We start from the raw sequence: 24,915 nt of genomic DNA, 5'->3' as shown, positions 1-24,915 counted from the left end.
TTTTCTCCTTATCCTGCACAGTTGCTTTGCGGTGAATGGCGGAACTTATTACTAGAATCGATTTTACACTGGTATTTTGGTACGTATGCACAAAATGATCCGTTCGATTCCCGACTATGGTATTAACTGCTCTCGCTGCAGCAAAAATACAAATTCATCACCGCCGCTGGTTTCCAGCCAGGTAAACGGTAATTGCGGATAGGCTTGTTCCAAGGCATCGCGGTTGTGGCCGATTTCGACGATGAGGATACCGTTTTCGGTTAAATGCCGGGCGGCATGCCGCAGGATTTTCCGGGTGGCGTCGAGGCCGTCTTCACCGCTCGCGAGGGCGCTGTCAGGTTCGTGACGGTATTCCTGCGGCAGTTGCGCCATCGATGCGGCGTTGACGTACGGCGGGTTGCTGATGATCAGATCGTAGCGTTTTCCTTGCAGCGCTGAGAATAAGTCGGATTCGATCAGCTCGATTCGGTGTTCCAACCCGTAATCCTCCACGTTTTTATGCGCGACGGCGAGTGCATTTCCGGAAAGATCAGCGGCATCGATCTGCGCATTTGCAAAAGCATGCGCCATCAGAATCGCAAGACATCCGGAACCGGTGCAGAGATCGAGTGCCGCCGTGATGTGATCGGGGTCGGCGATCCACGGCGACAATTGTGTTTGCAGCAATTCGGCAATGAACGAACGCGGGATGATGACGCGTTCGTCGACATAAAAATTGAATTCGCCGAGCCAGGCTTCATGTGTCAGATAGGCCGCAGGGATGCGTTCATGAACGCGGCGCTCGAGGATGTCGAGAACATGTTTGCATTCGGTTGCGGTGATGCGGGCATCGAGAAACGGCTCGAGTTGTTCGATTGGCAAATAAAGTGTTTTCAGAATAAGATATGCAGCTTCATCGTAGGCGCTGGCGGAGCCGTGGCCGAAATGCAATCCGGCTTTGTTAAATTGGCTGACGGCAAAACGTAATAGGTCGCGGACAGTATGAAGTTGTGTGTGCGCTTCGGAAAACATGGTGTCATTAATCGGCGGGTTTAATCAACGTTGATAAGCAACAAGAACCGGCGGTGCCCGCTGCTACGTGCAGCAATGTAGCATAAATAATCATTCCTTTACCTAATTTTGTCATTCCGAATGTAAGATAATTGATGACGGACCCGGATATTCAGTTTATGCAAGCGGCCTTGACGCTCGCACAACAAGCGCAGGGGTGCGGCGAAGTGCCGGTGGGTGCAGTCGTGGTGCAACGCGGCATCATTGTCGGACGTGGCCACAACCGTCCGATTTCCGCCGCCGATCCGACAGCACACGCCGAAATCATGGCGCTGCGTGACGCCGGCAAGCATTTGCGCAACTACCGTTTGCTCGATTGTACCTTGTATGTTACTTTGGAGCCGTGCACGATGTGCATCGGTGCGATTTTTCATGCGCGCATTCAACGCCTGGTTTTTGCCGCGGCCGATCCCAAGACCGGCGCCTGCGGCAGCGTCATTGATCTGCCGATGGAAAGCCGCCTGAATCATCATTTGCAAGTAACCGGCGGCGTGCTTGCGCCAGAGGCCAGCGAATTGCTTAAACAATTTTTTGCGCAACGGCGCAAATCAGCAGAGCCATGCGATCATGAACATTAACATCCGCATTGCTGCTCAAGAACTCGAATTATTCGATGGGCAAGGGCAAATTATCCGGCGATATCGCATTTCATCGGCCAAGAACGGTACCGGTCAAGAAAATGGCAGTTTCTGTACGCCGCTCGGTAAGCATATTATCCGCGCCAAGATTGGTGCCGGCCAGCCGGCTAACACCGTTTTTGTGCGGCGCCGCCCAACCGGCGAAATATACTCACCGCAATTGGCGAAGCAGTTTCCCAAGCGTGACTGGATTCTGACCCGCATTCTCTGGTTGTCCGGTTGCGAGCCTGGATTCAACCGTTTGGGCCCGGTCGATACCATGCGCCGCTATATCTATATCCACGGCACACCGGACAGTGTGGAAATGGGCACACCTGGATCGATCGGCTGTATCCGCATGCGTAATAGCGATTTACTGGAATTGTTTGATTTCGTCGATGCCGGCACACCGGTTGACATAATTGCATAGATAATTACACGAATTTCCCTTAAAATTCAAATCTGTTTAACCGGAACCGGAGAATGACATGGGACTTCTCAAGTTAAGGAAATTTTTCATCAGATGGTTATGGCTGCTCTCCGGTTTGCTTGTTGTTCCCAATCTTGCAGTTGCCGAAGAATGGGTTTATACCGTACGCCCCGGCGATAACTTGTGGAATCTCACCGAGCGGCATCTGAGCAGCATGCGTTACGTTCATCAGTTGCAGCAGCTCAATAAAATTATCAATCCTTACGCGATCCCGCCAGGAACCAAAATCAGAATACCGGTGGCTTGGTCAAAGCAGATCTCCGATGGTGTCAGTGCCCGCGTGATCAATGTGCAAGGGACGGCGCTGTTGAAGCGATTTGATTCAGAAAATAATATACCCATCGAGTTGGGGATGCAGCTTTTTGCCGGCGATGAAATCCGCAGCGAAAACGACGGTTTTGTAACCATCGAATTTACCGATCAATCGATTCTGCGCTTACAGGACGGCAGTTTGATTCGCATTAATGCGATGAAAATCTTCGGCGATTTCGGCTTGGTCGATACTTTGATTGATTTGCAACAAGGCCGAACGGAAAATGCCGTGCCGAAAAAATCCGAGACCGGTACGCGGTTTCGCATTAAAACTCCTTCTGCGGTGAGTTCCGTGCGCGGTACGGATTTTCGTGTCGGCATTACAGCTGCAAGCGAAAGCACCAGCAGCGAAGTTTTAAGCGGATTGGTGCAAGTGAGTGCTGAGACAAAAGAAATCGGTGTTCCTGCCGGTTATGGGACTGTCACCGCACAGGGATTGCCACCGAGTGCGCCGGTCAAGTTACTGCCGCCGCCGGATCTAATCGGTACGCCGTCGTTGTATGAACAATTACCACTGGTCATTACATTAACTCCTCTGGCTGGTGCGGTGGCTTACCGGGCGCAGATCGCCAGCGATCAAAAATTTGAGAATTTAAGAACCGAATTCACCACCGGTAAATTGCCGTTCCGCGATGGCGATATTCCCGACGGTGATTACTGGCTGCGCGTTCGTGGCATTGATGCGAACGGCATTGAAGGTTATGACGCAGTGATGGCTTTTACATTGAACGCTCGACCGGAGCCGCCTTTCATTCTGGCGCCGCTGCCGGATGGCGCGGCAGATCCGATAACCCGGGAATTCCAATGGGCCGTGCAACCGGAAGCCTCGCACTATATTGTGATGGTGAGCAGGGATGCCGGTTTCTCCGATCTGATCGTGCAAGATACACAAGTCAGAACCAACAAATTCCATCTGGCCGATCCATTGGAACCAGGCCACTACTTCTGGCGGATTGCATCGGTTTCCGCGACCGAGGGTATGGGTCCATTTACCGATGCCATCCCTTTCAGGATGCCTTATCCCGGTCCAGCGATGGAAGAAACCAAGTTCGATAAGTCGCAAATGACATTCGGATGGCGCGCTGGCGGCGAAGGTCAACGCTTTCATTTTCAACTGGCGCGTGACGCGGAATTTCAGCAAATCCTTCATGATGAACAAACTTCTGCAACCCGTCTGACCGTGCAGCGGCCCGACGGCGGCACCTATTATCTTCGTACCAAAACCATTGAATCCGATGGCTTTGAAGGACCCTGGGGGCCGCCGCAAGCCATCGAAATACCTTATGACAATCCCTATTGGATGATATTGCCGTTCGCGCCGCTCGTTGATCTCTTATTATGACCGGGCGGTTACACAGGATTTATCGCAGCGCTTTTCTGCTGCGCGCATTTTTGTTGCTCTCCGGGATCGTTGTGCTGTCTTATTTCGATGTGCTGGAACGGATCGATGCGGTTTTTTATGATCGGCTTACGGCTGTTCAGCATGACGTGCCTGATGATCGTATTGTCATCGTGGCCATTGATGAAGGCAGTTTGCAAGCTTTAGGCCGCTGGCCCTGGTCACGCAGCGTGCACGCTGAGATCGTTCAACGGCTCCATCGCGCCGGAAGCCAAGTGATAGTCCTTGATTTATTGTTTGCGGAACCGCAGGAAAATGATCGTTATGCGGATGAGCTTCTTGCATCCGCAATGGCCCGGCATGGCAAGGTTATTTTGCCGGTAGCTCCGGGTGAAAACGGTTTAGAACAAATTTTCCTGGTTGAACCGCTGAACATTTTCCAGCGATACGCGATTCTAGGGCATACCGATATTGAGTTGGATAGCGACGGTATTGCCCGCCGTATTTATCTGAAAGCAGGAATCGATCAACCGGTCTGGCCGGCTCTGGGGCTGGCAGTCACGAATCATGCAAAAAACCGGGCGGAAACCCTTGATCACCAGCCTTTAGCCGATCACAATTACCCTGCTGCCGGGCGCTGGGCCCGGACGCAAGAGGTGTTGATACCTTATGCCGGTTCATCCGGCAGCTTTCAGCAGTTTTCGTATGTGCAGGTTTTGTCTGATGATCAGGTGTTGGCCAAATTAAACGATAAAATCGTGCTGATTGGCATGACAGCCACGGGTATGGGGACAAGGCTTGCGACGCCGGTTTCCCCGATTAACCGGCAACCCATGAGCGGCATCGAATGGCATGCCAATGTCGTCAATATGTTGTTGCATGACCGTGCAATCACGCCGCTACCCAGTTTTATCGCGAGCATCGCTTCAGCCACATGGGTATTGATGATGCTGCTCGTGGCCGTTGTTTATTGGCGCAACATTTCCATACACGCTTTATTAGCAGTGTTGATGTTCGGATTAATGCTGACATGGTTGCTATTGAGTCATGGACGCATTTGGTTTCCTCCAGCAGCAGCCATGCTAGGCACCATTGCAATTTATCCATTGTTGAATTGGAAACGAATCAACGAGTTCATGCATTCGCTGTTTCAAACCAAAGCTCAATCCAGTGCGGCATTGGAGTCGGTTGGAGATGGTGTCATTACTACCGATGCCAATGATCATATTATTTATATGAATAAAGGAGCGGAAAGAATTCTCGGGTTGCCATTAAATATGGTTCAAGGTGTTTTACTGACCAAGCTGATCAGGCTGAGTCAAATGCGCGATAGCGGTTCAGCCGAACCGGATGGTTTTGAATTGACCCTTTCCGCTTCGAATGATGCAGCAATGCAGTGTTATATCAATACGGCTGACAGTGAGAAGCGTGCGGTGCGCATTACCCGGCATGCGCTGCGCGATGAGCAGAATACTCTGATCGGTTATGTGGTGGCACTGGCGGATATTACCGATACTGTAGAGCTAACCCGGCAAGTGGCTTATCAGGCAAGTTATGACAGTTTGACCAAATTGCCCAACCGGGCCTTATTGATGGCGCGATTCGAAGAAATAACGGCGACCCCGACTCCGCAAACGATAGCCGTTTTTTTTGTGGCGCTCGACAGTTTTAAGAAGATTAACGATGCTTTAGGTCATCGCGCCGGCGACGAATTATTGAAAATGGTTTCACAGCGGCTTGTCGAAACCGCGGGACCGGACTCCATCGTTGCGCGCTGGGGGGGCGATGAGTTCGTTCTATTGTTCAAAACATTAAATAAAGAGGAAGACACGCTCCAGTTGGCGCAGAAAATTCTGACTGCAATCCGGCATCAATTTCATTTGCTCGATCAGGATATATTCGTGACTGTGAGCATCGGCATCAGCCTTTTCCCTGACAATGGCATCAATTGCGAAGAAGTTCTGGAGCGTGCCAGTACCGCGATTCACCGCGTAAAAAATGAGGGGGGCGACAATTTCGGGTTTTATTCAAGCGAATCTTCAGTGGCATGGACGCGGGACCGGTTGGAACTGGAGAAGGAGTTGCGGCTGGCGTTAAATCAGGATGGATTGCTGGTGCTCTATCAACCGATTGTCGATGTGTATCAGCGGCGCATTGTGCGTTTGGAAGCGCTGGTGCGATGGCCGCACCGGAGCCGGGGAGAATTGTCCCCGAGCGAGTTTGTTCCATTGGCGGAAAGTGTCGGATTGATGGGGCAATTGGGAGAGGAAGTGCTGCGCACGGCGTGCCGGGATGCCCGGCAATTATTTTCCGATGGGCGCACCGTTCATGTTTCTGTCAATGTGCATCCGCATCAATTACTCCACGGTAATTTTGTGCATACCCTGTCACAGGTGTTGCTGGAAACGAAATTGCCGCCGGCTTCGCTGATTCTCGAAGTGACCGAAACCGCCGTCGTCTGTGATTTGGGGCGAGCGTCTGAAATCTTAGCGCGGATCCGGGCGCTGGGTGTTTTGATCGCGCTCGATGATTTCGGTACCGGGTATTCCTCATTGACGCTGCTGCGGGAATTGCCGATCGATATTCTTAAAATCGATAAATCGTTTATCCGGGCTTTGGACCAGAATCTCAATGACTTAACGATTGTACAAGCGATCATCGGTCTGGGAGGCAATCTGGGATTGGCGATAATCGCTGAGGGCGTCGAATCGGAAAGGCAGGTGCGGATATTACTGGACAATCGCTGTCATTTGCAGCAAGGTTATTATTTCAGCCGCCCGATACCGTTTGACGCGGTGGTACAATTACTGGGCGAAGCGGATCAATCCAATCCGGTTTCGATTGAGCGACTTTGCGGCTTACTAGAGATAAAGCAGTAACTTCAATTCATTGATCTGTCACGAAGGCGTGACATCGCAATAATGCTCCAGAAGGAGTTGCTGCGCCGATCGCGGTTTTGAAGTACCGGGCTTCAAACGCTTATACGAACCGTCGCTTTGCAACATCCAGGCTTGCGTGTTATCTGACAAATAATTTAATAAGCCATAATCCAGCACCGTGTCGCTGGTGCGTTTTTCTTCGATAGGAAAACAGACTTCCACGCGGTAATGCAGGTTGCGCGTCATCCAGTCGGCGCTGGAGCAAAAGACCAATTCCTCGCCGCTGTTGTGAAAATAGTAGACGCGGGTATGTTCCAGGAACCGACCGACGATGGAACGGACGGTAATATTTTCAGAGATGCCTTTAATGCCGGGACGCAGGCAGCAAACGCCGCGAATGATCAAGTCGATTTTGACGTTGGCTTGCGATGCCTTATACAACGCAGCGATGATTTCCGGGTCGACCAGCGCATTCATTTTGGCAATGATCCAGGCTTTTTTGCCTTCATTGGCTGCGCTGATTTCTTTCTCAATAAAGGTGAGGATGCCTTTATGCAAAGTGAATGGCGACTGCAACAATTTCTTTAGCTTGCCGGCGCGCCCTAAACCGGTCAATTGATGAAACAATTTATTGACGTCTTCTCCGATTGCCTTGTCGCAGGTTAACAAGCCGTAATCGGTATAGATACGGGCAGTGCGCGCATGATAATTGCCGGTGCCCAGATGCACATAACGGCGCAACAGCCGGCCTTCACGCCGGACTACCAAAATCATTTTGGCATGGGTTTTATAGTTGACCACCCCGTAAACCACGTGTGCGCCGGCTTGCTGCAATTCGCTGGCGAGTTCGATATTGGCTTCTTCATCGAAACGCGCCCGCAATTCCACCACGACGGTCACTTCCTTGCCGGCACGGGCGGCGCCCTTCAGGATTTCCACAATCGCCGAGTCGGCGCCGGTGCGGTAAAGCGTTTGCTTAATCGACAGCACATTGGGGTCGGCAGCGGCCTGGCGCAGAAAATCAATCACCGGCGCAAACGATTGGAACGGGTGATGCAGCAGGATATCGCCGTTATGCAAGACATCGAAGATGTTGTTGTTTTTTAACAGGCGTCTCGGTATGTCCGGGGTGAAGCCGGGGAATTTTAATTCCGGGCGGTCGACCAGATCGCAGATGGCGAGCAATCGCCCCAAGTTAACCGGCCCCGTGACTTGATAGAGATCGCTCGGCTGTAAATCGAATTTTTGCAGCAGGAATTGACTCAGATTAGCCGGGCAATTGTCGGCAACTTCCAACCGCACCGCATCGCTGAACCGGCGTGATGGCAGTTCGCCTTCGAGGGCGCGCAGTAAATCGTCGATTTCTTCATCGTCGATAAACAAGTCGCTGTCGCGCGTGACTTTGAATTGATAGCAACCGGTGACATTCATGCCCGGAAACAAATCACGGACATGCGCATGAATGATCGATGACAGCATCACAAAATCATGACCGCCGCCGCTGACCTTCGCGGGAAGATGAATGATTCGCGGCAACGAGCGTGGCGCTTGCACGATGGCCATGCCGGAATCCCGGCCGAAGGCGTCTTTACCTTCCAATGAGATGATGAAATAGAGATTCTTATTCAGAACGCGAGGGAACGGATGCGCCGGATCAAGACCGATCGGACTCAGCACCGGCAGCACTTCGTCCTTGAAGTAGCGGTGTATCCACCGGCTCGTTGGAAGCTTCCATTGCGAGCGGCGCAACAACCGGATATTGTCCTTGGCCAATGCAGGGATGATCAAATTGTTCCACACGCTGTACTGTTCTTCGACAAAATGATGTGCAGTTTCGCTGACACGCGCCAAAACTTCCGAGGGTGACAGATTGTCGGCGCCGGTTTGGATTGAACCGTATTTGACTTGCTGCTTCAACCCGGCCACGCGGATTTCAAAGAACTCATCCAGATTGGTGCTGGCGATGCATAGGAAGCGCAATCGTTCGAGTAACGGCAGGCTCTCGTCTTTTGCTTGTTCGATGACGCGGCGGTTGAATTCCAGCAGACTGAGCTCGCGGTTGATATACAGCGATGCATTCTTTAAATCGAGGATTTCCATGGATGTTGATTGCTGCTCGGATTGTGTTGTGAAAGGAATTTCCGGGGTCCGCATTGTCATTGTGATTGCTTCGGAGTCAGTTTGAGCAGTTTGCCGTTTTCTTCGTCGGTCAGCAGATACAACGCACCGTCGGGGCCTTGCGCAACATCGCGGAAGCGTACGGTATTCATCAGTAATTTTTCTTCGTTACGGATTTTATTGCCGTCTAATGTCAGCCGGGTGATATGCCGGCCAACCAGCGCACCGGCAAATAAACTGCCGCGCCATCCCGGAAACAGGTTGCCATTGTAAAACGCCATGCCGGAAGGCGCGATCGACGGTGTCCAATGATGGATCGGCTCCTCAAAACCTTGCTCGGCGTGTTCGTCTTTGATCGGTGTTAAGTCATAGTGCACGCCGTAACTGGCTTTCGGCCAGCCGTAATTCTTACCGGGCTGGGGAATGTTGATTTCATCGCCGCCTTTAGGGCCGTGTTCGTGGATCCATAACTCGCCGGTTCTGGGATTAATCGCAGCCCCTTGCACGCTACGGTGACCATATGACCAGATCTCAGGTTTTGCTTTGGGATTGTTGGCAAATGGGTTGTCGGCAGGCACCGAACCATCCGGGCGGATGCGGATGATTTTGCCGAAATAGTTATCGGTTTGTTGCGCTTCCTCCAGATAATTGCCGCGGTCGCCCAAGGTAATGAACAAATTGCCGTCGGGAGCAAATGCCAGACGTGAACCGAAATGCACGCCGCCTTCGGTTTTAGGTAATTGTCTGAAGATTACTTGTATATTTTCCAGACGACCGTCCTTCAATTCCGCACGAGCGACCGCGGTGCTGGCTTTAAAGCCTTCCGGTTCAGCATATGACAGATAAATCATGCGGTTTTTTGCAAATTCGGGATCCAGTGCTACATCCAGTAACCCGCCTTGTTGGTGCGCGAATACTTCCGGTACGCCTTTGACCGGCTCCGAGATTCGTCCATCCGGCGAAATCACCCGCAAGCGTCCGACTTTTTCAGTGACCAGCACATGACCATCCGGCATGAACGCCATACCCCACGGGAATTGCAAACCCTCGGCAACCAAACGGACATCAAACTCGGTTTGAATGCGCTGAGCGTGAGCGGCGGGTGAAAAGAAACTGCTGACAATGAAAGAAAAAGCGATGAAATTTAATTGAAGCCGCATAGTTATAATCGATTGGAAGTATATTCGAGGAATCAACTGTATCATTCCTATTTGACGGTCTCAATACATACTGGGCTTAAAACACCACAATCCGCACCCGCATGCCGCCGAACAGATTGAGTGGCGGACCGGGTTCGTAGTAGCGGCCCAGTGCGGCATTGATGCGAGTGTTGGCATTGTAGTCGGCATCGAAGAGATTATTGACGCCGAAGAAAATCGAACTTTCAAAGTTGTTGCGCCGTAATTCCCATCCTGCCAGCAGTTGCCCGAGGGTATACGCCGGGTTGACGGCGGTATTGTGATCGTTGACATAAAACTGGCCGACGCGGTGCACATGCAGTTGCCCGAAAAAACCGAGCGGATGCGAGTAACGCAGCAATCCTTCCCAACGATGGCGGGGGATTCCCGGAAAAATGTTGCCTTTCAGATCAGCGGTGTTGACGGTGTATTTTTCAAATTCAAAATCGGAGTAGGTATAGCTGACTTCGCCGCGTAATCCTTTCCATTCCGGTGTCGCCAATCGCGTTTCGACACCGATACGGCGTGACTGGCCGGCATTACGGAAAAATGCCCGGCCGGGCGAGGACGGCAGCTCAAACGGGGTAATTTCATCCCAGGTTTTTATGAAGAAAACCGCGGTATCGTATTGAAACCCGGCGCTGTTACCACGAAAGCCGAGTTCGTTGCTGAGCGAGGTTTGTGGATTCAGATTAGGATTGAATCCGCCGCGTCCGGCCGGATTGTTGAGCAATTCGGTGGTGGTCGGTGCTTCGAACACGGTTGCGGTATGCGCGTACAGTTGCTGCTGGCTGGTAACGTGATACACCAGCCCGGCGGAGCCGCTGCCTTGCGAGACCGTGCGCGAGCCGGTGTCGTTGCCGTCGTTTTTGAATTGGTCTTTGACTTGATAGTGCAGCCAATCCCAGCGTCCGCCTATCACCACATCCAGTTTATCGGCGATGTTCCACTCGTTGCGAACAAACGGCCCGATGCTATGCACGCGTTCGATCTGGTTAAGATTTAACGAACCGCGTTTGCCCAGATTGTTATTAAAGCGCTGCCGGTCGTCGTTCTGAACGCCATAATCAACGCCGATCAAAAAGCGGTTGGGGCGGTTGAGCAATTGATGATCATTCACAAATTGCGCCATCACACCGCCGACCAGGCGGTCGAATTGCACTTGCCCGCCGTCGAAAAATGGTTGGCGGCTTTGAAAATCGCGGTGCAGCATATGCGTGGTCAGGGTGAATTCCTTACCGGCGGCGGGGCGCTGGCGGAAGCGCATGCCCATTTCTTCCTGACGGATTTCCTCACCGGCGTTGTACTGTACGTTGCGGGCCGATGCCTGCCGTGGATTCGCCTGCATTTCCGCATAAGTCAGCCCCCCGGGATCTTTCGAGAGCGGTGAATAAAACTCACGGAATACCAGCATCAAATCCGAGTTTGCGCTGGTCTGGAAGTTGAGCTTGGCTTGCGAAAAAGTATTCTGCATCGCGCTGTGATCGCGCCAGCCATTCTGCTGAAGATGCGAGCCGTAAAGACTATAGCCGAAGCCGCCTTGCCGCCCACCCATGAATAGCTCGGATTTCGTATAACCATATTCTCCAAAAACTTGGCGCGGCATGATGATGAATTTCTCATTCGGAGCTTCTCGCGTGGTGATGTCGATCAGTCCTCCGGATGCATTGCCGTACAACGCCGCCGACGGACCACGAACGATATCCATACGCTCGATCAGCGACGGATCGATCGAATCGAGTTGCGTTTGTCCGTCCGGCAAGGTGGCCGGAATACCGTCGACCCGCAACTGCATACCGCGCACGCCAAACGGCGAGCGTGCGCCAAAGCCGCGAATCGAGATCTTCAAATCCTGGGTGAAATTGAATTGATTCTGGAAAAATACCCCCGGCGTGCCACGCGCAAATTCATCCAGCGTTGCGCCGGGCTGATAACCATGTTGCGCATCGCGCTTGATTTGCGTGATGCTGTTCGGAATCTGCTCCGGCGAACGCTCGCTGCGCGTGGCGGTGATGTTGATCGGGTTCAGTATCGCAGCGATCCCGTTGGTTTGGTCTTGTGCGAAAGCGGGTGCTGAGAATAACATCAAACCAATGAACGGCACTCGATAAAAAAACGAGTTGCTTACCCGGGTGTTGCAACTGGGATTTTGAGGTTCGGCTATGGATATCGACAACATGGCAGCAAGTGTATCATTCCACTTTACCGCATGAAATCAGGATTATGATTTGTGATTGGAGGAACTGAAACCGTGTCTCATGTCTTTATCGGATGGTGTCGCTCACCGAGCGAAGAAAAAAACAAACGGCATTACTAGGAGTGATTTGCCGTTTGTTATCTAAGCTACTGACTATTGTTATTATTTTTGTTTCTAACGTATTGCAGATTCTTTGATGCGAAAAGCGATAGGGTTTCCATTTTTATCGAATTTGCATTGATACATCGACCCGTCGGCATTAGCATGATGTGCTTCAGGGAGTGTCGAGCAAGCTGACAAAAACATTGTTGCTAAAGCGATGCAGATTAAGTGTAATCGTGATATTGGTTTCAAATTTTTCCACGGTCAAGCCTGTTATTGGATAAATAATATTGCAACTAGTTAGAAAATATTTTTTGAACTGAAACTGCCAGTACAAAAATTTGTTTTTCCGGTAAGTGGTAAATTAATGATTTATCCTTTTCAATACAATAGCCTATCATGCCTGATTCCGTAGTCTCTTTGTCCTGATTTTGCCCTATGCCGCAGTTATGCAAGTGGAAGAATAATTTCTAACGAACAAATGAATAGGCAAAAGAACCGGATTATCTTGCTCGGCGCCAGTAATCTGACATTATCGTTGCGCTTGGTCATCGATTCGATGCAGCAGCGGATTGGAGGAGCGAGTGAAGTTTTTGCGGCAACCGGACATGGCCGGGCGTACGGTTGCTTCAGCGAAATGCTGTTGCGCGGCTTGCCGGGTATCGCGGATTGCGGACTGTGGCGGCAGCTGGATACGTCAGATACACAGCCGGTATATGCGCTGTTGACTGATATTGGTAACGATATTATGTATGAATTGCCGCCAGAGAAAGTTTTGCTGGCGGTGGAATGGTGCATTAAGCAGTTACAGAGCCATTCGGCGCAGATCGTCGTGACCGGCTTACCGATGGCGTCGATCGAACGCTTAACCGAATCGCGTTACACTTTTTTTCGCAATTTTTTTTATCCTTGTTGCCGGTTATCGAGAATTGAAGCAATCGATCGTGCGCAAGCGATCCATGCCGGATTAATGGAAATGGCTGCGCGTTATCGATTTACGTTGATTGAACAGCAACCCTGCTGGTTTGGTGTTGATGGCATTCATGTGAAATTTGCGCGAAGGGCAAACTATTACCGCGAGGTTTTGAATGGATTCACTGTTGCGGATCATGAACCGGAATCCGATTACGAACGAACACCTTTGTTGTTCTGGAAACGGCGGGCGACATTCGCATACAAAACAATTCTGGGGCGGGAATTTATTTGCCCGCAACCCAGCGGATTAATGCTGAATGGATCGAAAGTTTTTAAATATTAATAGAGACCTTTGCACGGTTACTACGCGGCACGGTAATTGCGTTAAAAATTCGCGAAACCGTGCAAAGGTCTCTAATAATCATCCCGGTCGCGGTACATGACGACCGTGTAATACACGCCATACTCGGTGCCTGGTTGGCGATAAGCATCCAGATCAAAGGGGTAGCCATGATGAGAATCAAGTTTTTTGGCAACCTTATCGGCGTTAATTTCGTCGTACCAATTCCACTCACCGACATTCAGCCGCTCTGCGACTGCCGAGAAGTATCGCGTCTCTCCTTCATAATAGCCACGGATGCGAACCGGAGTAGCTTTATGCTTACGCAACTGCGCATCCAGTTCCTTGGCGGTTAAGTGGGTAAACACCGTCGAAGGTCCGGGGCGTTCTTCGACAATTGCCGCGTATTTACGGACACCGTTAATCGCATAGGTAGCGAAGTCGGCAATGCGATTTGAATCGGTTGATAGTTGTTTCAAAGTTGTTTCATCAAGATCGATCCACACCTTTGATTGCGGCCCGGGACCTTTGTGCAGCACCAGCGAGAAGCGAGTCTCGCCGTTAACACTGCCGACGGTTATAGAAACCGGGCGAGCGCCGCTGGCGGCGATTCCAGGTTCAATCCCGGCAGCGGTCAGTTCCGGTAGCGTAATACTTTCCGTATTTGCAACGCGATAGATGATAGCGGCGAAGCGTCGAAGATCGTTTTCACCGTAAGCAGAGATTCGAGTCAGGTGCATTTCCGGAACATCAGCGTCGCTGACGTACTTCGGGTTGATATCGTGTGACCACAGCCAGCCTTCGGGAGGATTGGGAGAGAATTTCATAGATTCACCATTTTTCGTTGATCCAGTATCGGTTGATTGATTATTTCCCGTTCCTGGTGTGTTCACTTTGAGACTGCTATCGGTACTGCATCCAATAGTCATGGCGACTGCGAGAATGGCAACGATAAATTGCGATCGGTAAAACATCATGAATTCTCCATTCGGATATTGGCGGAAGTTTGAGTCGCAGCGATTTTTTCCTGTAGCGATATTTTACTGCCAATCCGGCTTTAAACCGCTGTGACTTTTATCACAGCCTGAATTCAATTGAACTGAGAACAGATCTTTGTGCGAAAAATTTCTAACGACGGATAGTCGATAACGAAATAATCACGCCGGTTCAAACCATTAGCTTGTCTTTGTAAACCATTCCACGGAGTCATCGTTATTAGGCAACCTTTTACAGGATTCCAAGAAATGATTGACTGCAAGGGCTTCGATTTATCAAACGATCAACAATGCAAGCTTATGACTTCTAAAAGCATGACACTGCTGGATGTTATCGCAGTTTAATGATGAATAAGCTCAATATCGCTTATACCTGCAATGTCAGAAGGCCGGACATGGAAGATCCGCGGTATGGCGAATTTGAAAGCCCTTCAACCATTGCCGCAATTACTGCCGCACTGGAGCGAGCCGGGGCGAATGTCGAGCTGATTGATGTCGGGCCTGACATTTATCATCAGCTTGAGAGAAGGAGAGATACGATTGATCTGGTGTTCAACAACACCGAAGGATTGGACGAACAGGAATTGCGCGAAGCTATCGTGCCATTTTTTTGCGAACATCTGCACATTCCGTATTCCGGCAGTAGCCCGAAAACCTTCATCAACAAGATGGATAAAGCAGTTGCGAAGCGGATTGTTGCTTACGATGGCGTGCTCACGGCGAAATTTCAGTTGATGATGCCTGGCGACCGGTTGCGAAACTTGTCGTTTCCACTGATGGTGAAACCTTACAGCGAAGGCACCAGCATTGGTATCAACCAGAATAGTAAGGTCCATAGCGTGACGGAGCTCAACGAAGCGCTGGATGCCATTTACCAGCAGTTCAACCAACCGGCATTGGTAGAAGAGTTTCTGCCGGGGCTTGAATATACCATCGGCATCATTGGCAATAATGTTTTACCGATTTTGGAGTTTGATTTTGCAAAAATTCCCGGACAACCGCAGATTCGGGACCCCCATGTGAAAAATATAGAAAATCCTTACGTTACCCGACTTGCATGGAGTGACAAGGCAATCCACTTTGCAAAACTCGCCATTACCGCGCATGAATCGCTGGAAGTGCGTGACTACAACCGCATGGATTTCCGCGAACGCGATGGCGAATTGTATTTTCTCGAGGCCAACGTCATTCCAGGCTTGCATCCTACCGAAGCGGATTTGACCAATATGTGCCGTCATGCCGGCATTCCGCACAATGACATGATCGCCTTAATTGTCGATGCTGCGATTCAACGGCTCAGGAAACGCTTCCCCGGCCGATTCGATGGGAAAACTGAAGTTTTGGAAGAATTGTCGGCGGCTGCTTTTGCAAAAGCTGCAAAAAAAGGTGTGATGACGCACCAGGATCGTGTTTATAACTTACTTGGAAATTAATGAGTCGATTAGAAATATGATTACTGCAATTACTAAAGATATATGCCCGGAGCTTGAAAAGATTGCCATGCAGGATATTGGCGCAATGTATCAGCCGGATATCCGGGAAGAGCTGGATGGTATCGGAAACGGTAAATATTTTGGATTTTGTGCGATAGAAAATGACAAGCCAGTCGGCTATGTGATTGCCAAAAGAACGGTCAATACGTATCAACTGATGGTAATCGCGATCGACAAAGATTATCGCAACAAAGGCTACGGCACTTTGCTGGTGGACGCGATCTTTACTGAAATTCAGAGGCAAGGCGGCAGGATTCTGAACGTGATTACCGATGCCGATGCCAATGACAGTTTGCGTTTTTATCTTAAAAACGGTTTTGTCTTGACCGGCATCGTACAAGACGAATTTATCTCGGGCGTGGCGCAAGCTCACTTGACCAAACGGATGGGATTCAATCCCTGATCCAATACTTAATGACTAATTTTTCTACTTTCGATACAAATTTGAGGATACCGATATGAGAATCAAAGCGACAAAGATGGATGGATGCGGCAATTCTTTTTTAGTCATCGATGAGATGCAAACGCCACTCGAAGGCTTTGATCGTGCTCAGATTTCATCGGCATTGGCAACGCAGCAAGAAACCGACGGTATTCTGTATGTTGACCGCATGCAGGGCGCGCTGACGATGAAAATCTTTGACCGCGATGGCACGGAAGAGACCATGTGCGGCAATGGCTTACGCTGCGCTACACGTTATTTCCGTGATCGTTATGTTACCAGCGATGTATTTACGATCATAACCGGCGATGGCGCGAAAGAAGTCGTGGTGGAGCAGGAGTTGGTTGAGGTGAATCTGGGTCAAGTAAGAGATTACCGGCAAATCGACAACCATATCCACTATGCCTATACCGGTGTGCCCCATGTCGTCGTGATCGGTTCCGAATTAGATTTGGAATCGGCCAGATCGCTTGGTAAAGCCTTGCGTGAAGATCAATCATTGTGCGAGTATCTCGGTCACCCGGAAGGTGTCAATGTTAACTGCATCTGGCGCGTGGATGATGGCATCGCTGTGCGTACGTTTGAAGTGGGCGTTGAAGATCTGACGCTAAGTTGCGGAACCGGCAGCGCCGCCAGTGCTTATGTGGCTTCCAGAGTGTTTGGAACGGCGTTGCCGATTCACACCCATTCGCTCGGCGGCAGCTTGCGGGTCCGCGAAGATAAAGGCGGATTGGCGATTTGCGGTCCCACTCGCTATCAAGGGAAAGTGACCGGTTTTGCCGCCGCCACGTACGCGAAACCGGTTATGCCGTTTGATTTCTGGACGCACAATTATGCGTGGCAAGGATTATAATTTTGACACTGCCATCTGCTTGGTTTTTATGTTCCGATTGTTGTTATTAGGCCTAATATGGATTATGAGTTCTCGTGGGTAACTTTCTTTTTAATCATGGCCGCGATGGCGCTCGCGGATGTGTGCTGGACGCTTTACTTCATTGACGTGGAGGAGAGAAGAGCGCACGCGGCGGCATTCTGGTCGGCGATGATTATTCTGGTGACTGCTTTTACCGTCACCAATTATGTCGAGAACAAAATCTACATCGCTGCTGCGTTTCTTGGTGCCTATGCCGGTACCTACGGAACGATCGCCTGGAAAAAGAAAACCGAGAGCCGTGAAAAATCCGGATAACCGGTTATAAAAGCTACGAGGGTATCGTGGCAAGTCATGCAAAAATCATTTCCCTCGAAGACGTAATGGCTTGATCAACTGGTGTTTTGCAATGATCCGGGCATCCCGCGCTCGGGCTGTTGGTTTGACAGCACTTTCCGCTTTCAGTATATTCCAAAGAACAGTGTTATGACTTGTTTTCAAAAGCTCCTGCCTTAATATTCTCTGTCTGATTTCTTATGCGTATCGTAGTAACTGGAATGGGGATTGTTTCACCGATCGGTACCGGTGTTGAAAAATTCTGGGAAAATGCAGTAACCGGTGTCAACGGCATTGCCGGTATTCAAAGTTTTGATGCTGCCAAGCAGTGCTCCCGGATCGCCGGTGAGATTGCCGGTTTCGATCCCGCAACGTTTTTAACCGCCAAGCAAATCGAACAAACCGACCGTTTCACGCAATTGGCGCTGCATGCCGCCAATCAAGCGATAACGGATGCCGGCAGTCTTGAAAGTTATGAACCGCGGCGGCTGGCGGTATGCCTGGGGTCCGGCATGGGTGGATTTTCAACCTTTGAATACTCCGCAGCGCGCAAACTGCAAAGTAAATCGATTCCGCCATTTTCTGTGCCGCGCATCATGGCTAACTCGGCAGGTGCCTGGATTGCCACGCAATACGGTTTGAAGGGCAGCAATTTAACCTGCAGCACCGCTTGCTCATCCGGCGCGAACGCCATCGGCATGGCGCTTGATCTGCTGCGCAGCGGCAGAGCCGATGCCGTAGTGACCGGCGGCGCGGAAGCCTGTGTATTGCCGCTGACGATGTCCGGTTTCGAAGCGTTGTTTGCATTGTCCACCGGTTTCAATAACGATCCGGCGCATGCCTCACGGCCGTTCGCCAAAGGCCGCGATGGTTTTGTGATGGGCGAGGGTGCGGGGATTTTGATTCTGGAGTGCGAAGAAGCCGCGCAGCAACGCGGTGCCAAAATTTATGCGGAATTGGCCGGTTACGGCTGCGCCTGCGACGCGACGCACATCGTTGCGCCGGATATGGACGGGCAAGTCGCGGCAATGCAAGCCGCGCTCGACGATGCCGGATTGACCCCGGACAAGATCGATTACATCAACGCTCACGCCACTTCGACGCCGATCGGCGATGTCGTCGAAACCAAGGCGATCAAGCAGTTATTCGGCGAACGCGCCAAAGAGATTCCGATCAGCGCCACCAAATCGATGATCGGCCACAGTATCGGCGCTTCCGCCGCGATCGGCAGCATCGCCGCGATTATGACCTTGCAAACCGGCACCATCCATCCGACCATCAACCTGCTCGAAGCCGATCCCGAATGCGATCTCGACTATACGCCCAACACCGCCGTGCAAAAGAACGTGCGCACCGTGCTGTGCAATGCCTTCGGCTTCGGCGGCAACAACGCCAGCCTCATTTATACAACCCGTTAAACTCACAATAGGTGCCCTAACCATGGATACAGCAGAACTCGAAGCAAAAGTGATCGAATTCATCGCGTCGAAAGTCGACAATGTCGATGCCTCGACGATCACCATCGCCTCCAAATTCGACGAACTCGGACTCGACTCGATGGACACCATTCAACTGCTGTTCGACGCCGAGGATACCTTTGGTGTTACTTTCGACGGCGAGGAAGTCAAAACCCTGCGTAGCGTCGGGGATATTATTACTTATATTAGTGCGCACCCGCCGGAAGGGAAGGCTTAGGGAATTCCAAGCGTTTATGGCGAACTGACTGTTCGGGCAGATAATATTGGATTCAAATTGATTAGTGGATCTAAGTAGATCTGAGATGATGGCAGTGCAATCGATCAATTCTACGGCACGTTATATATACCTAACTTGGAGAACGAAGTTTATGAAAATTACGAGAAGGGGTTCGGGCTCAGATCATGGAGCAAAATCAATTGAAATTGATAAACCTAGGTTTTCATGGAACGAAAGGGAAAAAATGGTGGAAATTCGGCAAACAGGAATCAAGGATTTCACTTCAGGCTCTACACATAACTATATTTTCCAAGTCTCGTTGAACGAGATAAAAGAACTTGTGAAAATTGTCGGAGACAAACCGGCGAACACTTGTTTTGAAGAAATATCCGAAATATTTTCCCCATGTCTTCGAGAGATTATCAGAATTGAAAGATGTTGCATCGGAGAGGTTGGTTCGTTAAAAGATGAGTCTGAAGTAAAACCATCGCACTAACTTGGCTTTGCTCCGCTCCTCGAGTTGTGTCCGCCGCTGAAGCTGTCGCTTTGGTCGTGTATTTTTTAAGGAGAAGGACATGAAAAAAATTGTATGCGTTGCCCTTTTGATGTTTTGTAGTGCCGTTAATGCTCAAGCCTGGCGCGATTGTGTTCCAAATTCTATAGGGCCAGGCGGGTGCGATTCAATTGGACCTGGGGGTGGTCAGTCAATTGGTCCCGGTGGAGGTCTATCAATTGGGCCTGGAGGTGGCTTGTCAATTGGGCAGGGGGGTGGCCAATCCATTGGCCCGGGTGGCGGTCAATCAATTGGTCCTGATGGTGGAAAAGCGTTAGACCGCGATAGGGCAAGAGGGCTCAACACCGACACTATGCGCCCATATAACGATTATCAAAACCGATAAATATTTTGGGGTTGTAGTAGATCAGGTTAAATCCACGTAATGCGGAAGCTGAAAGCGTTTCGTCCCAATCACCCGTCAGAATGATTCCTTCGAGTGCAAGTGACGATGAGATTGAATGCTGGTTTTGATTTGACGGATCACTTTTCGTGTATCCATCCTGTCAAGCTTAGGAGGTTTTACTATGAATTACTCTGGACAATGCTTATGCGGTGCGATCCGCTATCAACTGGCGGGTGAACCGAAGGTTGTCGCTTTATGTCATTGCAGCGATTGCCGGCGGAGCGCAGGCGCTCCGATGGTGGCTTGGGCAATGTTTCCCGAATCGGCTCTGACAGTGACAAAAGGGCAGCCGAAAACTATCAACTCATCGGGTACCGCGATGCGCAGTTTCTGCGCCGACTGCGGGAGCGGCTTGTTCTACCGCAATGCCGCAATTCTTCCCGGACTGGTGGATGTGCAAACGGCTACGCTGGATGATCCCGGTGCGCTCCCGCCCACAGTGCAAGTCCAGGTAGCTGAGCGGCTCCACTGGATGCAGCATGTTCACGAGCTTCCCGAGTTCAAGCGATATCCGTCGTAGATCGAGGTTTTCGCGCAACCCGCTTAGGGAATCGCTGATTAATTGACTACACGAGCGAATTGCATCGTTGCGCGCTTCCTTAACGAATGCAACGCACCGTCACTGGAAAATTCAACGTAACCCAGATTTGATCGGCAGTCAGTACCATCGCATCCATCCGGATGCCCGTGCTCAGGCAAGCGCGGTCTCCCAGCGATAAACCGATTGGACGGGTTTGTTGCCAGAGTTGCGCGGAAATCTCCGCTTCCTCGGTGCTGAATGGCACAATGCGCAACCCCAGCGCTTCCAGATCTCCGCGCATGCCGTTGACGTCGACAGCCGCCGCGATTGATTTTTGCATCACTTCGGCCCAATTGACGCTGGAAATGACGGCTTCCGGCAAAACTGCTTCAACCTGATCGCAACCCGGTTCGTTTTGCAGAAAAGCCAGCAAGGCGGAAGCATCCAGAACGGCTGTCATTCGCCGGCTTCCCGTTTTGCTTCTTCCCGGCGATCGGCAATCAATTCCTCGGCCAGACTGGTGGTTGACGGTAAATGCGCAAAGCGATTTTTGAGTCTTTGCTTGACCGTTCCGGCTTTTTCCAAAATCAAGCGGCCATCTTCCATGCGTGCGATCAAACTGTCGCCGGATTCAAATCCCAGTGAGCGTCTGAGCGGCGCAGGAATAACCAATCGCCCTTGAGGATCGAGTTGTACTTCGGTTTGTGTCATTAACTTTGGCATAATGTTTAGTATTATGGCACGTCAAAAATAATAATGCCATTTCTGATTGTTTGTGCCGCATATGCTGCGACCAGTTGTAAGCCAATGGAAAAAAGGAATTCCACAGGATTGCTTGTGTGCTCAAAGTAATTACATTATAGTGGTCCCGCTATCATAACTCATGCGTATTGCTCATGACCCATCTCATTAAAATAGGTAACTCCCAAGGCATTCGTATTCCCAAGCCGCTCATTGAACAAGCCGACTTGAAAGGCAAGGATTTGCAATTGCAAGTCGTCGAGGGCGGTTTGTTGATTTCACCTATGAAACCGGCGCGTGAAGGTTGGCGGGAATCCATCGAAGCTACATTGAAGACTCACGGCGCGGAGCCGCTGGATCAGGAGTGGTTGAATGCACCGCTGTCTACCGATGACGATTGGGACTGGTGATGCCGAAAGTTTCGAGGTTCCAGGTTTGGCTGGTGCAACTCGACCCGACGCAAGGCGCGGAAATCAATAAAACAAGACCGTGTGTTGTTATTTCTCCGGATGAGCTTTCTGCGTTATCCACCGTGTTGATGGCGCCGATGACAAGCCGCGGTTTTGAATTTCCGTGCCGGGTTACTTGTACTTTTAAGGAGAAACAGGGGTTGATTTTGCTCGATCAAATCCGTGCTGTCGATAAATCGCGCTTGGTTAGCAAACTTGGCGTCATTGACGAGGCGGCGCAAATGGAGTTGTGCCGACGATTGCAGGTGTTGTTTGCGTATTAACAGCTTGTTGAATAATCTGCCAGAGAGGGGAAAATAATCATGTCGACCCATACCGTCCGTCTTCATCGCGTGCTGCGCGCGCCGCCTGAAAGAATTTACCGTGCTTTTCTGGATGCCGATGCGTTGGTTAAATGGTTGCCGCCGAACGGTTTTACCGCGAAGGTTCATCATAGCGATGCAAGAGTCGGCGGCAGTTTTAAAATGTCTTTCACAAACTTCAGCACCGGGCATAGCCATGCATTCGGCGGTGAGTACCTGGAATTGCTGCCGCATGAGCGCATCCGCTATACCGATAAGTTCGATGATCCCAATTTGCCGGGAGAAATGCAGGTGACGATATCGCTGAAACAGGTTTCCTGCGGCACCGAGCTGAACATCGTGCAGGAAGGCATACCGGCGGTGATTCCCGCCGAAGCCTGCTATCTTGGTTGGCAGGAATCGCTTGGTTTGCTTGCCCTGCTTGTCGAAGCCGAAATTCCGGACTAATCTGGCACTGTATTAATTCCGCATGTTTGGGCGGGGTAATTGCATCGTGGTTATGCTTTACAAATCTCATTTAACAGCTTTATTTGCATTTTCTCTCATGCTGGTAACGCTTTCCGGATGTGCTCATCATCCGTTTGTTACCGCTCCCTATCCGCGTTGGGGTGAAGAAACCGCGGTCGGTCAGGACGGTGAAGCGCCGCTGATTTTGCGTACGCTGTTACCGGAACAACCGGATCAATCAACCGCCTGCATCCTGCTGGTGCACGGCATGAACGAGCATATCGGGCGCTATGGTGAAGTGGCGCGCTATTTTTCCCGGCATTTCTTCGTCGCGGGCTTCGATCATTATGCGCATGGCCTTTCCAATCCGGAGTTGCGCCGTGCGGATCAGGCGCTGGCGGAGGGAGTTGAGCGAGTCGATGTTGGCGGGGCGTATCTGGCGCAATCGGCTTTGTACGATCTGGAACCGTTGCGGCAGACGTTTGGCCGGGCGTTCAATGCCTTCATGACGCAATGCGATGCACAAGGTGGTTCGCAGCGTCCGGTATTCATCGTGGCGCACAGTTTGGGCGGTTTGGTGGCGGCATCGTATTTGCTGAAGCATTTCGACGAATCGGGTTTACGCCAGCGGCTGCAAGGCGTGGTCTTTTTAGCACCCGCGTTTGCCGTGAGCGAACCGCCAGGCTGGCGCGGCTGGGTGGCCAATCCGCTGATCAAGCTATCGTTTCACGCCGAAACGCATTTTCTGCAGCCGCAGCATGAGCCGCTGCCTTTATTGCTGTTCAATCAAGTGTTTTCGCTGGTGACGGTGCCGGTCCTGGATGGGATGTTCGAAGTGTTTTCCTTGCCGGGATTGCGCAACATCTTTACACCGGTTTCACCGGTCTGGGTAACAGATTATCTGACCGACAGCGACCTAGAAAAAGCCCGTTTGCGCGCCGATCATTGGATTGTGCGTCGCAGTCTGCTGCGTTACGTCAAAGGGATTGAGCAGGAAGTCGTGAATTTCCGCCGCCAAATGGCGGATTTCTCGATCCCGTACTACCTGATTTATGCGGAATTGGATCCGATCACCCCGGCCTGGGGGAACGAAGACTTTGCAGAAGCAACGTTGAAGCACAACCCTGCTAACAAGGTTTGGAAACTGCCGGGTTTGGTTTACCACCAGCAGGTATTTCTGAAAGAACCGCTGCGTACGGAATTGCTGGATTCGATAACGCAATGGATTCAGCGTCAATCGCACGTGCAACCGTAATTTTCGTAATTACAAAAACAAATCCCGCTGCGTGAGCGGGATTTGCCGGGAATGAAAACCGGATATTAAGCAGCTTGTTGTCTGCGGCGCGCTGCAAAGCCGAGTAAACCCAGTCCTGCCAGCAACATCGCGTAGGTTTCAGGTTCCGGAACCGGTGCGATACCGGCAACGCCGACGGTGAAACCGTGCCAGTTTTCACTGGTGTGGGTAAACGTGACGGAATCGAACGAACCGGGCAGTCTGATAATGCCGTGGACTTCACCGGAACCGAAGAAGCCAGTGCCACCCGGATTCAGGGTCGGTGTGCCGTTACCCCAATATCCCGGACCGAAACTGTCGATCTCGATTGGCACGCCAAAATCCACGGTGTTGCCGTTCCAGCTCGCAAGAGCGATATAGGGATCGATCACGGTTTGCGAAAAAGTAATGGTGACGGTACCGCCTTGGCTCAGTGCGATAATGTCAGATGCCGGCGGTGCGTTATCAACGGTACCGTTGGTATAAGCGGTTCCTGTCCAATAGTTGGTTCCAGGGCCGGTGGTAACAAATGCGTGCGCGCCGGTGGCGGAATATCCAACGCTGACCGTCTCCGATCCGACCGATAAGCTGCCGCTTGCAGAAAATGAGTCGGTGGAAGAAGTCCAATCCGTCCATGATACGGGGACAGCAAAAGCGGAAGTGGATGCGAAAGCGGTGATCAAAGATCCCAATGCAAGTGGTAATAAACGATTCATAATGTTCACCTTCTGAATGTGTGAATAAAAAACCTTCGCTTGCCAAACTTAAGAAAATACAGATTGATTGACTGCATAGACGAGTTGTATCGTTGCGCGGTACTCGCTCCCATGTCTA

Annotated in this window: 25 protein-coding genes; 17 read left to right on the top strand and 8 right to left on the bottom strand. The window is 51.0% G+C overall.

From position 1 onward, the window contains the following. Positions 1-114: 114 nt before the first annotated feature. The gene (gene prmB, locus ACV7NC_RS03710) at positions 115-1,011 is read right to left on the bottom strand and encodes a 50S ribosomal protein L3 N(5)-glutamine methyltransferase (protein ID WP_458154112.1); all 897 of its coding nucleotides are present in this window, start codon (positions 1,009-1,011) and stop codon (positions 115-117) included. Positions 1,012-1,145: 134 nt separating this feature from the next. Here prmB and tadA point away from each other — a divergent pair, with 134 nt between their 5' ends. From tadA to ACV7NC_RS03690, 4 genes are read left to right on the top strand one after another with little or no spacing between them, the layout of a single operon-like run. Further along, entirely contained in the window at positions 1,146-1,628 is a 483-nt protein-coding gene (tadA, locus tag ACV7NC_RS03705; RefSeq protein WP_458154831.1) for a tRNA adenosine(34) deaminase TadA, read from the top strand. Continuing rightward, positions 1,618-2,097, top strand: a complete 480-nt coding sequence (locus ACV7NC_RS03700) for a L,D-transpeptidase family protein (protein ID WP_458154110.1) — start codon at positions 1,618-1,620, stop codon at positions 2,095-2,097. The genes tadA and ACV7NC_RS03700 overlap by 11 nt, the downstream gene beginning before the upstream one ends. A 58-nt stretch (positions 2,098-2,155) precedes the next feature. Beyond that, on the top strand, positions 2,156-3,811 hold the full coding sequence (locus ACV7NC_RS03695) for a FecR domain-containing protein (protein ID WP_458154109.1): 1,656 nt from the start codon (positions 2,156-2,158) through the stop codon (positions 3,809-3,811). Next, positions 3,808-6,687, top strand: coding sequence for an EAL domain-containing protein (locus ACV7NC_RS03690; protein WP_458154108.1), 2,880 nt, complete (start codon positions 3,808-3,810; stop codon positions 6,685-6,687). The genes ACV7NC_RS03695 and ACV7NC_RS03690 overlap by 4 nt, the downstream gene beginning before the upstream one ends. Positions 6,688-6,705: 18 nt before the next feature. Here ACV7NC_RS03690 and ppk1 read toward each other — a convergent pair whose 3' ends face one another. The 3 genes from ppk1 to ACV7NC_RS03675 form a co-directional block, all read right to left on the bottom strand. Continuing rightward, the gene (gene ppk1 / locus ACV7NC_RS03685; protein ID WP_458154829.1) at positions 6,706-8,841 is read right to left on the bottom strand and encodes a polyphosphate kinase 1; all 2,136 of its coding nucleotides are present in this window, start codon (positions 8,839-8,841) and stop codon (positions 6,706-6,708) included. 2 nt (positions 8,842-8,843) lie between these two features. Further along, the gene (locus ACV7NC_RS03680) at positions 8,844-9,965 is read right to left on the bottom strand and encodes a PQQ-dependent sugar dehydrogenase (RefSeq protein ID WP_458154107.1); all 1,122 of its coding nucleotides are present in this window, start codon (positions 9,963-9,965) and stop codon (positions 8,844-8,846) included. 76 nt (positions 9,966-10,041) lie between these two features. Beyond that, positions 10,042-12,162 carry a TonB-dependent receptor family protein gene (locus tag ACV7NC_RS03675; protein ID WP_458154106.1) on the bottom strand — a complete coding sequence of 707 codons (2,121 nt, stop codon included), beginning with the start codon at positions 12,160-12,162 and terminating at the stop codon, positions 10,042-10,044. Positions 12,163-12,763: 601 nt separating this feature from the next. Here ACV7NC_RS03675 and ACV7NC_RS03670 point away from each other — a divergent pair. Further along, on the top strand, positions 12,764-13,540 hold the full coding sequence (locus ACV7NC_RS03670; RefSeq protein ID WP_458154105.1) for a hypothetical protein: 777 nt from the start codon (positions 12,764-12,766) through the stop codon (positions 13,538-13,540). A 71-nt stretch (positions 13,541-13,611) separates the two neighbouring features. Here ACV7NC_RS03670 and ACV7NC_RS03665 read toward each other — a convergent pair whose 3' ends face one another. Then, on the bottom strand, positions 13,612-14,514 hold the full coding sequence (locus tag ACV7NC_RS03665) for a hypothetical protein (RefSeq protein ID WP_458154104.1): 903 nt from the start codon (positions 14,512-14,514) through the stop codon (positions 13,612-13,614). 362 nt (positions 14,515-14,876) lie between these two features. Between ACV7NC_RS03665 and ACV7NC_RS03660 the strand changes: the two genes are divergently transcribed. The 8 genes from ACV7NC_RS03660 (at position 14,877) to ACV7NC_RS03625 (ending at position 20,848) form a co-directional block, all read left to right on the top strand. After that, positions 14,877-15,965, top strand: coding sequence for a D-alanine--D-alanine ligase family protein (locus ACV7NC_RS03660; protein ID WP_458154103.1), 1,089 nt, complete (start codon positions 14,877-14,879; stop codon positions 15,963-15,965). A 16-nt stretch (positions 15,966-15,981) separates the two neighbouring features. Next, the gene (locus ACV7NC_RS03655; RefSeq protein ID WP_458154102.1) at positions 15,982-16,428 is read left to right on the top strand and encodes a GNAT family N-acetyltransferase; all 447 of its coding nucleotides are present in this window, start codon (positions 15,982-15,984) and stop codon (positions 16,426-16,428) included. A gap of 55 nt (positions 16,429-16,483) precedes the next feature. Next, on the top strand, positions 16,484-17,320 hold the full coding sequence (dapF, locus tag ACV7NC_RS03650; RefSeq protein WP_458154100.1) for a diaminopimelate epimerase: 837 nt from the start codon (positions 16,484-16,486) through the stop codon (positions 17,318-17,320). A gap of 57 nt (positions 17,321-17,377) precedes the next feature. Continuing rightward, on the top strand, positions 17,378-17,656 hold the full coding sequence (locus ACV7NC_RS03645; protein WP_458154099.1) for a hypothetical protein: 279 nt from the start codon (positions 17,378-17,380) through the stop codon (positions 17,654-17,656). A 218-nt stretch (positions 17,657-17,874) separates the two neighbouring features. Beyond that, positions 17,875-19,092, top strand: coding sequence for a beta-ketoacyl-ACP synthase II (gene fabF / locus ACV7NC_RS03640; RefSeq protein WP_458154097.1), 1,218 nt, complete (start codon positions 17,875-17,877; stop codon positions 19,090-19,092). Between the two features lie 22 nt (positions 19,093-19,114). Then, positions 19,115-19,369, top strand: coding sequence for an acyl carrier protein (locus tag ACV7NC_RS03635; RefSeq protein ID WP_458154096.1), 255 nt, complete (start codon positions 19,115-19,117; stop codon positions 19,367-19,369). 151 nt (positions 19,370-19,520) lie between these two features. After that, the gene (locus ACV7NC_RS03630; protein WP_458154095.1) at positions 19,521-19,865 is read left to right on the top strand and encodes a hypothetical protein; all 345 of its coding nucleotides are present in this window, start codon (positions 19,521-19,523) and stop codon (positions 19,863-19,865) included. A 584-nt stretch (positions 19,866-20,449) separates the two neighbouring features. Then, on the top strand, positions 20,450-20,848 hold the full coding sequence (locus ACV7NC_RS03625) for a GFA family protein (protein ID WP_458154094.1): 399 nt from the start codon (positions 20,450-20,452) through the stop codon (positions 20,846-20,848). 79 nt (positions 20,849-20,927) lie between these two features. Here ACV7NC_RS03625 and ACV7NC_RS03620 read toward each other — a convergent pair whose 3' ends face one another. Both ACV7NC_RS03620 and ACV7NC_RS03615 read right to left on the bottom strand, forming a co-directional pair. Then, positions 20,928-21,308, bottom strand: coding sequence for a type II toxin-antitoxin system VapC family toxin (locus ACV7NC_RS03620; RefSeq protein WP_458154093.1), 381 nt, complete (start codon positions 21,306-21,308; stop codon positions 20,928-20,930). Beyond that, positions 21,305-21,571, bottom strand: coding sequence for an AbrB/MazE/SpoVT family DNA-binding domain-containing protein (locus ACV7NC_RS03615; protein WP_458154092.1), 267 nt, complete (start codon positions 21,569-21,571; stop codon positions 21,305-21,307). Before ACV7NC_RS03615 ends, ACV7NC_RS03620 begins: the two co-directional genes overlap by 4 nt. Positions 21,572-21,744: 173 nt before the next feature. Between ACV7NC_RS03615 and ACV7NC_RS03610 the strand changes: the two genes are divergently transcribed. From ACV7NC_RS03610 to ACV7NC_RS03595, 4 genes are all read left to right on the top strand, one after another. Then, complete coding sequence (locus tag ACV7NC_RS03610) at positions 21,745-21,999, top strand: AbrB/MazE/SpoVT family DNA-binding domain-containing protein (protein ID WP_458154091.1); 255 nt, start codon at positions 21,745-21,747, stop codon at positions 21,997-21,999. After that, entirely contained in the window at positions 21,999-22,322 is a 324-nt protein-coding gene (locus ACV7NC_RS03605; protein ID WP_458154090.1) for a type II toxin-antitoxin system PemK/MazF family toxin, read from the top strand. The genes ACV7NC_RS03610 and ACV7NC_RS03605 overlap by 1 nt, the downstream gene beginning before the upstream one ends. A 39-nt stretch (positions 22,323-22,361) precedes the next feature. Next, complete coding sequence (locus ACV7NC_RS03600; RefSeq protein WP_458154089.1) at positions 22,362-22,808, top strand: SRPBCC family protein; 447 nt, start codon at positions 22,362-22,364, stop codon at positions 22,806-22,808. Positions 22,809-22,905: 97 nt separating this feature from the next. Further along, positions 22,906-24,063 (top strand): alpha/beta fold hydrolase, encoded by a 1,158-nt coding sequence (locus tag ACV7NC_RS03595; protein WP_458154088.1) that lies wholly within the window; start codon positions 22,906-22,908, stop codon positions 24,061-24,063. A gap of 65 nt (positions 24,064-24,128) precedes the next feature. On the opposite strand, the gene ACV7NC_RS03590 is transcribed toward ACV7NC_RS03595, so the two are convergent. Beyond that, positions 24,129-24,797: an FxDxF family PEP-CTERM protein gene (locus ACV7NC_RS03590; protein WP_458154087.1), complete on the bottom strand. Its 669-nt coding sequence runs from the start codon at positions 24,795-24,797 to the stop codon at positions 24,129-24,131. Between the last annotated feature and the right edge of the window lie 118 nt (positions 24,798-24,915).

This window comes from Nitrosomonas limosa (genome assembly GCF_054188085.1).
The sequence above is the reverse complement of the archived record's forward strand: the minus strand, read 5'-3'. Positions and strand labels throughout refer to the sequence as shown.

Excerpts from the sequence above, each read along its gene's own strand:
- prmB (WP_458154112.1), bottom strand. The coding sequence starts at position 1,011 with ATGTTTTCCGAAGCGCACACACAACTTCATACTGTCCGCGACCTATTA.
- tadA (WP_458154831.1), top strand. The coding sequence starts at position 1,146 with ATGACGGACCCGGATATTCAGTTTATGCAAGCGGCCTTGACGCTCGCA.
- ACV7NC_RS03700 (WP_458154110.1), top strand. The coding sequence starts at position 1,618 with ATGAACATTAACATCCGCATTGCTGCTCAAGAACTCGAATTATTCGAT.
- ACV7NC_RS03695 (WP_458154109.1), top strand. The coding sequence starts at position 2,156 with ATGGGACTTCTCAAGTTAAGGAAATTTTTCATCAGATGGTTATGGCTG.
- ACV7NC_RS03690 (WP_458154108.1), top strand. The coding sequence starts at position 3,808 with ATGACCGGGCGGTTACACAGGATTTATCGCAGCGCTTTTCTGCTGCGC.
- ppk1 (WP_458154829.1), bottom strand. The coding sequence starts at position 8,841 with ATGCGGACCCCGGAAATTCCTTTCACAACACAATCCGAGCAGCAATCA.
- ACV7NC_RS03680 (WP_458154107.1), bottom strand. The coding sequence starts at position 9,965 with ATGCGGCTTCAATTAAATTTCATCGCTTTTTCTTTCATTGTCAGCAGT.
- ACV7NC_RS03675 (WP_458154106.1), bottom strand. The coding sequence starts at position 12,162 with ATGTTGTCGATATCCATAGCCGAACCTCAAAATCCCAGTTGCAACACC.
- ACV7NC_RS03670 (WP_458154105.1), top strand. The coding sequence starts at position 12,764 with ATGAATAGGCAAAAGAACCGGATTATCTTGCTCGGCGCCAGTAATCTG.
- ACV7NC_RS03665 (WP_458154104.1), bottom strand. The coding sequence starts at position 14,514 with ATGATGTTTTACCGATCGCAATTTATCGTTGCCATTCTCGCAGTCGCC.
- ACV7NC_RS03660 (WP_458154103.1), top strand. The coding sequence starts at position 14,877 with ATGATGAATAAGCTCAATATCGCTTATACCTGCAATGTCAGAAGGCCG.
- ACV7NC_RS03655 (WP_458154102.1), top strand. The coding sequence starts at position 15,982 with ATGATTACTGCAATTACTAAAGATATATGCCCGGAGCTTGAAAAGATT.
- dapF (WP_458154100.1), top strand. The coding sequence starts at position 16,484 with ATGAGAATCAAAGCGACAAAGATGGATGGATGCGGCAATTCTTTTTTA.
- ACV7NC_RS03645 (WP_458154099.1), top strand. The coding sequence starts at position 17,378 with ATGGATTATGAGTTCTCGTGGGTAACTTTCTTTTTAATCATGGCCGCG.
- fabF (WP_458154097.1), top strand. The coding sequence starts at position 17,875 with ATGCGTATCGTAGTAACTGGAATGGGGATTGTTTCACCGATCGGTACC.
- ACV7NC_RS03635 (WP_458154096.1), top strand. The coding sequence starts at position 19,115 with ATGGATACAGCAGAACTCGAAGCAAAAGTGATCGAATTCATCGCGTCG.
- ACV7NC_RS03630 (WP_458154095.1), top strand. The coding sequence starts at position 19,521 with ATGAAAATTACGAGAAGGGGTTCGGGCTCAGATCATGGAGCAAAATCA.
- ACV7NC_RS03625 (WP_458154094.1), top strand. The coding sequence starts at position 20,450 with ATGAATTACTCTGGACAATGCTTATGCGGTGCGATCCGCTATCAACTG.
- ACV7NC_RS03620 (WP_458154093.1), bottom strand. The coding sequence starts at position 21,308 with ATGACAGCCGTTCTGGATGCTTCCGCCTTGCTGGCTTTTCTGCAAAAC.
- ACV7NC_RS03615 (WP_458154092.1), bottom strand. The coding sequence starts at position 21,571 with ATGCCAAAGTTAATGACACAAACCGAAGTACAACTCGATCCTCAAGGG.
- ACV7NC_RS03610 (WP_458154091.1), top strand. The coding sequence starts at position 21,745 with ATGACCCATCTCATTAAAATAGGTAACTCCCAAGGCATTCGTATTCCC.
- ACV7NC_RS03605 (WP_458154090.1), top strand. The coding sequence starts at position 21,999 with ATGCCGAAAGTTTCGAGGTTCCAGGTTTGGCTGGTGCAACTCGACCCG.
- ACV7NC_RS03600 (WP_458154089.1), top strand. The coding sequence starts at position 22,362 with ATGTCGACCCATACCGTCCGTCTTCATCGCGTGCTGCGCGCGCCGCCT.
- ACV7NC_RS03595 (WP_458154088.1), top strand. The coding sequence starts at position 22,906 with ATGCTGGTAACGCTTTCCGGATGTGCTCATCATCCGTTTGTTACCGCT.
- ACV7NC_RS03590 (WP_458154087.1), bottom strand. The coding sequence starts at position 24,797 with ATGAATCGTTTATTACCACTTGCATTGGGATCTTTGATCACCGCTTTC.